Consider the following 12,036-nt stretch of genomic DNA (forward strand, 5'->3'; position numbering starts at 1 on the left):
GGCCTTGTCTCAGTACCCCCCGGTTCCCGCACTCCCGGAACCGGAGGGCGCTGCGGACTTGATCTTGTCCCCGTTCGCGCCGACCACCCACCAGATGTTGTCGAAGCCCTGGCCGGTCACATCCCCTGCCGACGAGTCGCCGGAGAAGGTGTAGAGCGGGAGGCCGTTGACGGTCACCTGCGGCTTGCCGTCAGTGCCGGTGATGGAGCCGACCATGCCGGTCACGCCGTCCACCTTGGGGGTGGCGGAGCCTGCGGCCACGGCCGGCCACTGTCCGATGCACGCGCCCGTGCACGCGCTCTTGCCCGAGTTCGCCTTGTCCAAGTCGTAGACGTAGACAGTCTTTCCCTGTCCGTCGACCAAGACGGTGCCGAGTGAGGTGGTCGCGGTCTTCAGTACCGTGGCCGACGCATCCGGCGCCGAGGATGCCGAGGAGGACGGGGATCCGCCGTCGGTTCCGGTTCCACCGCTCGAACACCCGGCGAGCGCCAGCAATGTCACCGCCGCGGCTCCGAGCACGATTCCGATTCTCTTCTTCATGATTCGTTCCGTTCCTCGATGGGGGCGGGGTTCCGCCCTTCCCCGACACCACGAGGTGTGTCACCCGAACGGTTCAATCCTGAGTGGAGGTCGAAAAACGAAACAGCCTCTTTACTGTTAAGAAACTTTCCTGATACATTCGTCCATCAAGATCGTTCCAACGAAGGGATGTGCGAGATGGCGCCCAAGCCGGTACCGGGAACCCCCTCCTGGCTGCGCGAGACCAACGACCGCACAGCCCTCTCACTCCTCCTGGAGCACGGCGTCCTGACCCGCAACCGCATCGGCCAGCTTTCCGGACTGTCGAAGCCGACGGCTGCCCAGATGGTCTCGCGCCTCGAGACGGCCGGGCTCATCCACGCGGTCGGCGAAGTGTCCGCGGGCCGTGGTCCGAACGCGGCCAGCTACGCCGTCCGCACCGACAGGATGCTCGGCGTGGCGATCGACATCGACTACCACGTGATGCGGTCGACGGTCGTGGATGCGAGCGGGCACGAGCATCCGATCGCCACCACTCCCCTGTCCCGAGCGGCACGCGAACGCTCCCCCGAAGCCGACGTGCGCACGGCGATCGACGCGGCCTGCGAGGCCGCAGGCATTGCGAGCGCGACCGTCAGCGCTGTCTGCATCGGCGTGCAGGGGGCGCTCGACCCGCGAACCGACGAACTGAGCTTCATCGAGACGCTCCCTGGCTGGCCGAAGAAGGGCATCCGCAAGCACCTCGAAGACGAACTCGGCCTGTCGGTGCAGATCGACAACGACGTCAATCTCGCCGCGATCGCCGAGCGCACCGACGGCGCCGGCCGCGACACCGGAGGCTTCGCGCTGCTGTGGATGGGCGAAGGTCTCGGCCTCTCGGTCGACCAGGGCGGCTCGGTGCACCGCGGCGCATCCGGTGGAGCCGGCGAGATCGGCTACCTCCCCATCCCCCGCGGCGCTGCCGAACTCGATCCGGCCGCCGCCGACCTGCAAGACCTCATCGGCGGCCCGACGGTCGCACGCCTGGCCCGCGGGCTCGGGATGCGCGGCCGGAGCTACGCCGCATTGATCGAATCCGTCGCTGCAGCCCCCGCCGCCGACCGGGAGGCGCTGCTGGCCGAGCTCGCACCCCGCGTCGCCGTCGGCGTCGTTCCCGTTCTCGCCCTCCTCGACCCGGAGCTGGTCGTGCTGGGCGGGCCGACGGGCAGCGCGGGCGGCGCACGGCTGGCCGAACTGGTCGGCGCACAGCTGCGCAAGGCGTGGGGCTCGTCGAAAGTCGTCGTGACCGGCGTTCCGGAGCATCCCGTGCTCCGCGGCGCCCGCGAACACCTGCTCGCGGAGGTGCGCACTGCGCTCTTCGCCGAAGTGTCGAGGATCTCCGCCTAGCGGACCCCCGGCACTGCTCCACCCGAAACACCGAGAACGCTCGACCCAACACATCCCTCAGCACCATCACGAACCGGAATCAGTGAGGAAACCACCGTGAAACACCGTTCCCATCGCATCCTCGCCGCCGCGGCGTTCACCGCAGCAGCGGCACTGACCCTCGCCGGATGCTCCGGCGGAGGCAGCAGTGCCTCCTTCGAAGCGAGCACACCGAAGGACCTCGCCGGCACCGTCTCGTTCTGGCACTTCTTCTCCGACCGCGAGGCGAAGGTCATCCAGTCCGTGGTCGACGACTTCGAGAAGAAGTACCCGAAGATCAAGGTCGAGGTGCACTCCGGCCAGGACGACGAGAAGCTGCAGAAAGCGATCGCCACCGGCAGCAAGGTCGACGTCGGGCTCTCGTACTCGACCGACATCGTCGGCAACTTCTGCTCGAACGGCGCATTCCGCAGCCTCAACAAGGTGATCGAGCGCGACGGCGTCGACATGGATCAGTTCTCGCCGACCGTGAAGTCGTACACCGAGTTCCAGGGCACCCGCTGCGCCATGCCGATGCTCGCCGACGTGTACGGCCTTTACTACAACAAGGACCTGCTCGCCGCGGCCGGCTACACCGAGCCGCCGAAGACGCTCTCCGAACTGGAGACGATGGCCGACAAGCTGACCACCTTCAACGGCGACGGCTCGATCAAGACGCTCGGCTTCAACCCGACAATGGGCTGGTACGAGAACGCCGCTGCGCACTACGGACCCGCGGCCGGCGCCGAATGGCTGAAGGCCGACGGCACCAGCGCGATCAGCTCGAGCCCGGGCTGGACCGACCTCATCGAGTGGCAGAAGGCCTACGTCGACAAGATCGGCTGGGACAAGCTGAACAAGTTCACGTCGGGCCTCGGCCAGGAGTTCTCGGCCGACAACGCCTTCCAGACCGGTCAGGTCGCCATGAACCTCGACGGTGAGTACCGCACGGCGTTCATCGCCGACCAGGCCAAAGACCTGAACTACGGCACCGCACCGTTCCCGACGGCCGACAACCACACCGACCTCTACGGCGGCGGGTACATGACCGGAAACATCATCGGCATCTCCAAGGGCTCCAAGCAGCCGGAGCTCGCGTGGGCGCTGCTGAAGTACCTGACCACCGACACGGATGCGCTGGTCAAGCTCGGCAACGGCCTCAAGAACGTGCCGACCACGACCGACGCGCTCGCCTCGCCTGACCTCGAGGTCTCCGAGCAGTTCAAGACGTTCCTCGACATCGCGTCGGACAAGAACGTCGCGACGACGCCCGCCAGCCCCCTCGGCGCCGGGTACCAGCAGTCGTTCCAGGACTTCTGGAACAAGTACCAGAGCCAGGGCGGCGACCTGCAGGCCGGCCTGAAGGACGTCGACAAGCAGATCGACGACGCGCTCGCCCTCACCACCGGTCCGTGACCATGACGAGCACTGCTGTACGCGAGGGGCGGGCGGTCGCCGTCCGTCCCTCGCGGGAGCGCACCAAGCGCAGGCTCGTCACCCTGGCGCTCCTCGCGCCGGCTCTGCTCGGGCTCGCGATCTTCTTCGTGTACCCGCTGGTCGCATCCGTCTACTACTCCTTCACCCGGTTCGACCTGGTCTCGGAGCCGCAGTGGATCGGCCTGCGCAACTACCAGTACCTGTTCACACAGGACCCGAACGTGGTGCAGGCGACGCTCAACACGCTGTGGTTCGTCGTGATCTGGGTGCCGGTGAAGATCGCTTTCGCCCTGCTCGTCGCCGGCCTCCTCGCTCGCGCGAAGCGGGCTTCGGGGCTCTGGCGCACGGTGTTCTACCTGCCGGCGCTCGTGCCGCCGGTCGCATCGGTCGTCGCCTTCGTGTTCCTGTTCAATCCGGGAACCGGTCCGGTGAACCAGATCCTGAAGTTCTTCGGGATCGAGGGACCGCTCTGGTTCAACGATCCCGCCTGGTCGAAGCCCTCGCTCGTGCTCCTCGGCGTCTGGGTCATGGGCGACATCATGATCATCTTCCTGGCCGCCCTGCTCGACGTGTCAAAAGAGCAGTACGAGGCGGCATCGCTCGACGGGGCCAACGGCCTCCAGAAGGCCCGCTACGTCACCCTCCCGAGCATCACCCCCGTGCTCCTCTTCTCGCTGGTGACCGGCGTCATCGCGGCGATCCAGTACTTCACCGAGGCGGCCGTCGCATCCGGGGTCGCCTCCGGGAAGGCGGTGATCGGCGAGGGCATCAGCAACAACCTCGGCTATCCCGACGGTTCGCTGCTCACGTACACGCAGTGGCTGTACGTCCGCGGATTCGGCACCTACCAGCTCGGCTACGCCTCGGCCCTCGCGGTGCTGCTGTTCGTGGTCGCCGCTGCGATCCTCATCCTCCTGCTGCGCCGGTTCAAGGCGTTCACCCCGGAAGGCGCACAATGACCTCCGCAACCCTGACGCCCCCGAAGGCGGCACCGACGACGGGCGGGCAGAGCCGCATCCCGACGCCCCGCTCACTGCGCACGCGACGCTGGCTGGCCTGGGTCGCCGAGCATGCGGTACTGATCCTCCTCGGCATCTTGTTCGTCGCACCCATCGTGTTCGTCTTCCTGACGTCGCTGATGTCGAGCGAGCAGACGCTGACCGCATCGCTCTGGCCGCAGCCGTTCGAGTGGGACAACTACGTCAAGGTGTTCACGACGGTTCCCCTGCTGCAATGGTTCGGAAACTCGGCGATCTACGCCGTGCTGGCGACCCTGTTCATGCTCGTCTCCAGCGTTCCGGCGGCGTACGCCCTCGCGAAGATCAAGTTCCGCGGCGCCAACGTGCTGTTCACCGTGATCATCATCGCGATGCTGCTGCCGCCGCAGGTCACGGCGATCCCGATCTACGTGATGTGGTCGCAGCTGAACCTGACCGGAACGCTGTGGCCGCTCATCCTGCCGAACCTGCTCGGCGACGCGTTCTCCATCTTCCTGCTCCGGCAGTTCTTCCTGACGATCCCGAGCGAGTACGCGGACGCGGCCCGCATCGACGGCAACGGAGAGTTCGGAGTGCTGTGGCGCGTCGTGCTGCCGATGGCCAAGCCGGGCATCGCGGCGACCGCGATCTTCATGTTCTTCCACTCCTGGAACGACTACTACGGTCCCCTGCTCTACACGTCGGAGAATCCGGACAACTGGCCCGTCGCGTACGGTCTCGCGTCGTTCCGTGGCGTGCACGGCACCGACTGGGGGCTCACGATGGCGATGACGATGCTCGTCACCATCCCCGTGGTCCTCATCTTCTTCTTCGCCCAACGCGTGTTCGTGGAGGGCATCACTCTGACCGGCGTGAAGGGATAGCCGTGAAACTCGCAGTCGTCGGTGGAGGTTCCACCTACACCCCCGAACTCATCGACGGGTTCGCCCGGATGCGGGACATCCTCCCCATCGAGGAGCTGTGGCTCGTCGACACCGACCCCGAGCGGCTCCGCCTCGTCGGGGGCATGAGCGACCGGATGTTCCGCGCCGCCGGGCACACAGGCCGCATCGTGCCGACCACCGATCTCGTCGCCGGGGTGTCCGACGCGGATGCGGTGCTCATCCAGTTGCGCGTCGGCGGTCAGGCCGCCCGGCACGGCGACGAGACCTTCCCGCACGAGTGCGGGTGCATCGGCCAGGAGACGACCGGGCCCGGCGGCTTCGCCAAGGCGCTGCGCACCGTCCCGGTGGTGCTGAGGGTCGCCGAGACCATCCGCGATCACGCCAAGCCGGACGCCTGGATCGTAGACTTCACCAACCCGGTCGGCATCGTCACGCGCGCCCTCCTGCAGGAGGGTCACCGCGCCGTCGGCCTCTGCAACGTCGCCATCGGCTTCCAGCGCAGGTTCGCCAACCTGCTCGGGGTCGACCACACGGCGATCACGCTCGGTCACGTCGGCCTCAACCACCTCACCTGGGAGCGGGCCGCGTACGTGACGGATGCGGACGGCACGCGCGACGCGCTGCCCGCGCTCCTCGACGCCCATCTCGGCGAGCTCGCCGAGGAGATCGAACTGCCGGCATCCCTCATCGCCATGCTCGGGAACGTGCCCTCGTATTACCTGCGCTACTACTACGCCCACGACGAGGTGCTCCGCGAACAACTCGCTTCGCCGACCCGTGCAGAAGCCGTGCAGGAGGTCGAGCGCGCCCTGCTCGCGCTGTACGCCGACCCCACGGTCGACACCAAGCCCGAAGCGCTCGCGAAGCGCGGCGGCGCCTTCTACTCCGAGGCGGCAGTCGACCTGATCGCCTCGCTCCGCAGCGACCGTCGCGACACCCAGGTGGTGAACCTGCGCAACAACGGATCGCTGCCGTTCCTGCCCGACGACCATGTCATCGAGGTGCCGGCGATCGTCGGCGTGGAGGGCGTCCGGGCCCTGCCCATCGAACCGGTGGCCGACGACATCCGCGGTCTCATCTCCCACGTCGCCGGCTACGAACGGCTCGCGCTGGACGCCGCTGTGCGCGGGGGACGTGAGCGCGTCGTGCGGGCGATGCTGGCGCATCCGCTGGTCGGGCAGTACGACCGGGCCGAGAAGCTGACCGACCTGCTTATCGCGGGAAACCGCGACCACCTGGCGTGGGCGAAGTGACCGCGAGCGACGGCTTGCCGATCGTGATCGCGGTCGACGGAGGCGGATCCAAGACGGATGCGGTCGCCATCGACCTCGACGGAACGGTCGTCGCGAACGCCCGCGGGACGACCTCCAGCCCGCACATCATCGGGATGGCCGAATCCGTCGAGCTGATCGACCGGCTGATCGGGGACATCCTGGCGCAGACCGGCCCACGCGCGATCACGCAGACGAACGTCTACGTCTCCGGACTCGACCTCCCGGCCGAGATCGCCGCCTTCACCGCCGCGATCGCGGGCACGGCATGGGGCGACGCGGTCGTCGACAACGACCTCTTCGCGCTCCTGCGCGCCGGCACGGCCGAAGCGGACGCGGTGGCCGTCGTCTGCGGCACCGGAATCAACGCGGTCGGCGTCCGCGCCGACGGCCTGGTGATCCGGTACCCATCGCTCGGCATCATCTCCGGCGACTGGGGCGGCGGCTGGCACCTCGGCGAACAGGCCCTGTGGCACGCGGCCCGCGCGGTCGACGGTCGCGGCCCGGAGACCTCGCTCGCCACGACGATTCCCGCGGTCTACGGGCTCGAATCCTTGCAGGCCGTGATCGAGGCGCTGCATTTCGAGCGCATCCCGAACGCCGACCTCTCGCTGATCTCGCCGAGCGTGTTCGGCGCGGCCCGAGCCGGGGATGCTGTCGCCGGCTCTCTCGTCGACCGGCAGGCCGCAGAGATCGTCACCTTCGCCGCCACGACGCTGCGACGGCTCGACCTGCTCGACCGCGCAGTGCCTGTTGTTCTCGGCGGCGGCGTGATCGGAGCGCGCGACGAGCGCCTTCTCGGCGCGATCGAGCGGGGACTGGCCGAGCGTGCACCCCTGGCGCACATCGAACTGGTGACGGCGGCACCGATCCTCGGCGCGGCCATGCTCGCACTGGAGGCGGCGGGAGCGCACGCGGCGCTCGGCCGGGCCAGGGCGCAGCTGGAGTCGCGGCAGGTCGCACCGGTGGCATCGGGAGGGTGACGCGCCCGTCCTGCGGTGGTTCACTGGCAGCGGGAGGCCGGTACGCGAACGGACTTTGAGGTCGAGCGCAGGCGGATGGTCGGGCAGCAGCTCGTCCCCCGCGGAATCGTGGACGAGCGGGTCCTCGAGGCGATGGGCCGTGTGCCGAGACACCTCTTCGTGCCCCCGGACGTCGCCCCCTACGCGTACGCCGACCATCCGCTCCCGATCGGGGACGGGCAGACCATCTCGCAGCCGTACATCGTCGCGCTCATGCTGCAGGAGGCGCGCATCCGGCCGTCCGACACAGTGCTCGACGTCGGGACAGGTTCCGGATACGCGGCAGCGGTCACGGCGGAGCTGGCCGCCCGCGTCGTGAGCATCGAACGGCATCCGTCGCTCGCATCAGGCGCGGCGGCGACCCTCGAGGCACTCGGCTACGACGTCGCGGTGGTGATCGGCGACGGCTCGGTCGGCTGGCCCGAAGGAGCGCCGTACGACGTGATCCTGGCCGCGGCCACCAGCCCGTCGGTCCCCGAGGCCTGGCGGGAGCAGCTCGCCGAAGGCGGTCGCATCGTCGTTCCGATCGGCCGTAGCGGCGGAGCCCAGCACCTCGCGCTTTTCGAGCGCGGAGACGATGGGATGCTCGCAGAGACGAACCTGGGCGGCGTCGCCTTCGTGCCCCTCCTCGGCGAGCAGGCGTGGCCGGTGCCGGGCGAGCCCGGCGTGTGAACGGCGGCTACGCCGCGACGGCCTCGTCGAGGCCGACGCGATCGAGCGAGGCGAGTAGACCGGCGAGCTGCCCGGCCGGGGCTCCGGGGTCTTCGGGGTGCCACTGCACCGCCAGCACCGGCGCACTCTCGTGCTCAAGCGCCTCGATGTGCCCGTCGGACGCGCGACCGGTGACGACGAGTCCGCCTCCGACCGCGTCGACCGCCTGGTGATGGGCGCTCTGCACGTCGACGGTCCCGCTCTCCAGGAGGCCGGAGACGAGACTGCCCTCGGTGAGGTGGACGGGATGGGAGGCCATGATCTCCCGGATCGGCACGTCGTGGTTCTTGTGCACACTCTCGCCCCCGAGGTGCTGCACGAGGGTGCCGCCGAGGGCGACGTTGATGATCTGGAGTCCCCGGCAGATCCCGAGCAGCGGGATTCGGCGTTCGATCGCCCGGTGAACGAGGGCGATCTGCGCAGCGTCGGCCGCTTCGAGGTGACGGCTCTCGCCCTCGTAGCCCTCGGCGCCGCCGTAGAAGGCGGGCGCGATGTCTTCGCCGCCCATGATGAGCACGGCGTCGGCCTGCGCGGTTCGGTCGAGGAGCGCATCCCGGCCCTCGTCTGCGGCGAGGCGGATGACGTTCCAGCCCTGCGCTTCGGCCTCGGCCATGGCCGAACCGACCAGCAGTTGAACGTACGCGTGGTACTCCGGGTCGTGCGCGCGGAACCGGGTGGCCTCCACGACCGCGAGCGTGCGGCCGGTGCTGTCGGAGCGGCGGGCGCGGTTCGGGTGCTGGATGCTCATCCCGGATGCTCCTCTCCCGCTCGCGTGCCGACCCGTCCATTCTGAGCGGGCCCCGCGATGCGTGCATCCTTCCCGTAACAGGATGAAACACGCGGGACCGGCAACGGCTCGCAGCCGGCTCCCAGGATGTGGCGCCGTGGAAGGCGCCGACAATAGACTCGGCTGTACCGCGAAGCTCAAGAGAGTGAGTCGATGGGCGTCAAAGCAGTTCTGGGTGGGGTTCTTCTCGCGATCGGTGTGGTCGTGGGCTCGGCGACGGGGGCGGTCGCTGAAGACCCGGTGGAACTCGGGAGCGCGCACGTCGTCGATCAGGCCGGAGTCGTCGGAGGCGACGAGCAGAAGATCGAAGATGCAGCCGCCCAGCTCTTCCAAGACCACGACGTCGACCTCTTCGTGGTCTACGTCGACCGCTTCACGAACCCGGCGTCCGCCGCCGACTGGGCCAACGAGACGGCGGCCCGCAACAACCTCGGACCGACCGACTACCTTCTCGCCGTCGCGACCGAGGGCCGCGCCTTCTACCTCTCGGGCGATTCGTCCGGCCCGGTGAGCGACGACCAGCTCGCTCAGATCGAGACGAACGACATCGAGCCCAAGCTGAAGGCCGGCGACTGGTCGGGTGCCGCCGTCGCGGCCGCCGACGGGCTGGCGGATGCGACGGGCGGCGGTGGCGCGGGGTCCGGCTTCTTCTGGTTCTTCCTCATCGCCATCGTGGTCGTCGGGCTCATCATCTTCTTCGTCGTGCGAAATCGCTCCAAGAAGAAGGTCGCCGCCGGCGGACAGGCTGGAAGCCAGGTTCCGCCCCCGAACGAACTGCAGACCATCCCGCTCAAGGATCTCGAGCGCCGGGCCGGCTCGGCGCTCGTGCAGACGGATGACGCCATCCGCACCAGCGAAGAAGAGCTCGGCTTCGCGACCGCGCAGTACGGCGCGGAGTCGGTCGTGCCGTTCCAGGCTGCACTCGATGCAGCCAGGGCTCAGCTCGGCGACGCCTTCAAGCTCAAGCAGAAGCTCGACGACGCCGAGCCTGACTCCGAGGAGCAGACGCGCGACTGGAACGCCCAGATCGTGCAGCTCACCGCGGCCGCCAACGACGCGCTCGACAAGCAGGCCGACGCCTTCGACGAGCTGCGCGCGCTGGAGAAGCGCATCCCGCACGCGAGCGCCGAGATCCAGGCGTCAGCCGACGCGCAGCGCGCCCGCATCGCACCGTCGAGCGCCGCATTGGCCGCCCTCGCCGCGCGGTACACCGATGCGTCGCTGGCGACCGTGCACGACAACATCGCGCAGGCCACCGACCGCCTGGAATTCGTGACGACAGCGCTCGCCGGCGCCACGCAGAAGAGCGACGCCGGCGACACGAGCGCGGCCGCGATCGGCGTGCGCGCGGCCGAAGAGTCCGTGGACCAGGCCAAGCTCCTCCTCGACGCGGTGGACCGGCTGGGTGCCGACCTGGGCACGGCCCAGCAGAGCATCGACGCGACCATCGCCGAGCTCGAACGCGATCTGGCCGAGGCGCGCGCTCTCGCAGCCGCCGACGACCCTCAGGGCAGCATCGCGGGCGTCGTCGCCGCCACCGAGCAGACCCTCGGAGACGTGAAGGCCAAGATCGCGGGCGGCACGATCAACCCACTCGAGCTGGCTCAGCGCCTCGAGGCCGCAAACCAGAGCATCGACGGCGTACTGCAGGGTGTTCGGGATGCACGCCAGCAGTCCCAGCGCGCGCGGGCATCCCTCGACCAGACCCTCCTCTCGGCGAGGAGCCGGGTCTCGGCCGGCGAAGACTTCATCACGGCTCGTCGCGGAGCGGTCGGACCCGAAGCGCGCACACGGCTCGCCGAGGCCGGGCGACTGGTCGCCCAGGCCGACGCGAACGCTGCCGCCGACCCCGTGGCCGCTCTCGCCCAGGCGCAGCGAGCCGACCGGTTGGCGCAGGAAGCGATCCAGTTCGCACAGCGGGATGTCGGCGGCTTCCAGCCGGACGCAGGGGGGCTCGGCGGGATGTTCGGCGGCGGCACGAGCGGCGGAGGCGGCGGAAACGGCGCGATGGGGGCGATCCTCGGCGGTATCCTCATCAACTCGGTGCTCGGCGGCGGAGGAGGCGGCGGGCTCTTCGGCGGCGGCGGCGGCGGTCGCGGCGGCGGCCGCGGCGGCGGCGGGTTCAGCCCGGGAAGCTTCGGCGGGGGCGGCACGCGCTCTCGCCGCGGGGGTGGCAGGTTCTAAGGCCCCTCGGGGCCCAAGCGAAAGGAAGCACAATGGCAAAACAGTCGATTTTCGGCCGGATCTCCCAGCTGATGAAGGCGAACGTCAATGCCCTCATCGACCAGGCTGAAGACCCGGAGAAGATGCTCGACCAGATGGTCCGCGACTTCACCAACAACATCGCCGACGCCGAGAGCGCCATCGCCGAGACCATCGGCAACCTGCGGCTGCTCGAAGACGACCACCGCGAAGACGTCGAAGCCGCGTCGGAGTGGGGGCAGAAGGCTCTCGCCGCCAGCAAGCAGGCCGACGTGTACCGCACCGGCGGCGATGCCGCCAACGCGGACAAGTTCGACAACCTGGCCAAGGTCGCCCTGCAGCGCCAGATCTCGGCGGAGAACGAGGCGAAGGCGGCCGAGCCGCAGATCGCCTCGCAGACCGAGACCGTCGACAAGCTGAAGTCGGGCCTCAACGGCATGAAGGGCAAGCTCGAGCAGCTCAAGACCAAGCGCTCCGAACTGATCGCGCGTGCCAAGACGGCGCAGGCGCAGGCGCAGGTGATGGATGCGGTCAAGAGCGTCGACATCCTCGACCCCACCAGCGAGGTCGGCCGCTTCGAAGACAAGATCAGGCGCGAGGAGGCTCGCGTGCGGGGAGCTTCGGAACTGGCGGCGTCGAGCCTCGATGCCCAGTTCAACCAGCTCGACGATCTCGGCGAGATGACCGAGGTCGAGGCACGGCTGGCCGCCCTCAAGACAGGCGGCGCCCCGGCGCAGCCCGCCGTCACGGCCGAGGCGACGCCGTCGGCGCCGTACACGCCGGGTCAGTGAGCGCGATCAT

11 protein-coding genes are annotated in these 12,036 nt (G+C 68.9%); 9 read left to right on the forward strand and 2 right to left on the reverse strand.

All coding sequences use genetic code 11. The features are described from left to right. Window positions 1–9: 9 nt before the first annotated feature. Window positions 10–540: a hypothetical protein gene (locus ACFVV0_RS07725; RefSeq protein WP_387060638.1), complete on the reverse strand. Its 531-nt coding sequence runs from the start codon at window positions 538–540 to the stop codon at window positions 10–12. A 177-nt stretch (window positions 541–717) separates the two neighbouring features. On the opposite strand from ACFVV0_RS07725, the gene ACFVV0_RS07730 reads away from it, so the two are divergent. From ACFVV0_RS07730 to ACFVV0_RS07760, 7 genes are all read left to right on the forward strand, one after another. Further along, complete coding sequence (locus ACFVV0_RS07730) at window positions 718–1,905, forward strand: ROK family protein (RefSeq protein ID WP_387060641.1); 1,188 nt, start codon at window positions 718–720, stop codon at window positions 1,903–1,905. 96 nt (window positions 1,906–2,001) lie between these two features. Next, the gene (locus ACFVV0_RS07735; protein ID WP_387060644.1) at window positions 2,002–3,339 is read left to right on the forward strand and encodes an ABC transporter substrate-binding protein; all 1,338 of its coding nucleotides are present in this window, start codon (window positions 2,002–2,004) and stop codon (window positions 3,337–3,339) included. Between the two features lie 2 nt (window positions 3,340–3,341). Then, a complete protein-coding gene (locus tag ACFVV0_RS07740; protein ID WP_387061765.1) occupies window positions 3,342–4,319 on the forward strand; it encodes a carbohydrate ABC transporter permease in 978 nt (325 codons plus the stop codon). Continuing rightward, window positions 4,316–5,221 carry a carbohydrate ABC transporter permease gene (locus tag ACFVV0_RS07745; protein ID WP_387060647.1) on the forward strand — a complete coding sequence of 302 codons (906 nt, stop codon included), beginning with the start codon at window positions 4,316–4,318 and terminating at the stop codon, window positions 5,219–5,221. Before ACFVV0_RS07740 ends, ACFVV0_RS07745 begins: the two co-directional genes overlap by 4 nt. A gap of 2 nt (window positions 5,222–5,223) precedes the next feature. Beyond that, window positions 5,224–6,495: a 6-phospho-beta-glucosidase gene (locus ACFVV0_RS07750; RefSeq protein ID WP_387060650.1), complete on the forward strand. Its 1,272-nt coding sequence runs from the start codon at window positions 5,224–5,226 to the stop codon at window positions 6,493–6,495. Continuing rightward, window positions 6,492–7,496, forward strand: coding sequence for an N-acetylglucosamine kinase (locus ACFVV0_RS07755; protein ID WP_387060652.1), 1,005 nt, complete (start codon window positions 6,492–6,494; stop codon window positions 7,494–7,496). The genes ACFVV0_RS07750 and ACFVV0_RS07755 overlap by 4 nt, the downstream gene beginning before the upstream one ends. Window positions 7,497–7,571: 75 nt before the next feature. Further along, on the forward strand, window positions 7,572–8,207 hold the full coding sequence (locus ACFVV0_RS07760) for a protein-L-isoaspartate(D-aspartate) O-methyltransferase (RefSeq protein WP_387060655.1): 636 nt from the start codon (window positions 7,572–7,574) through the stop codon (window positions 8,205–8,207). Between the two features lie 7 nt (window positions 8,208–8,214). Here ACFVV0_RS07760 and ACFVV0_RS07765 read toward each other — a convergent pair whose 3' ends face one another. Then, the gene (locus ACFVV0_RS07765) at window positions 8,215–8,994 is read right to left on the reverse strand and encodes a gamma-glutamyl-gamma-aminobutyrate hydrolase family protein (protein ID WP_387060657.1); all 780 of its coding nucleotides are present in this window, start codon (window positions 8,992–8,994) and stop codon (window positions 8,215–8,217) included. Window positions 8,995–9,186: 192 nt separating this feature from the next. Between ACFVV0_RS07765 and ACFVV0_RS07770 the strand changes: the two genes are divergently transcribed. Beyond that, window positions 9,187–11,217, forward strand: a complete 2,031-nt coding sequence (locus ACFVV0_RS07770) for a TPM domain-containing protein (protein ID WP_387060660.1) — start codon at window positions 9,187–9,189, stop codon at window positions 11,215–11,217. Window positions 11,218–11,249: 32 nt separating this feature from the next. Further along, a complete protein-coding gene (locus ACFVV0_RS07775) occupies window positions 11,250–12,026 on the forward strand; it encodes a PspA/IM30 family protein (RefSeq protein WP_387060663.1) in 777 nt (258 codons plus the stop codon). The last annotated feature ends 10 nt before the right edge of the window (window positions 12,027–12,036 follow it).

Source organism: Leifsonia sp. NPDC058230 (assembly GCF_042882245.1).
Taxonomy (GTDB): Bacteria; Actinomycetota; Actinomycetes; order Actinomycetales; family Microbacteriaceae; genus Leifsonia.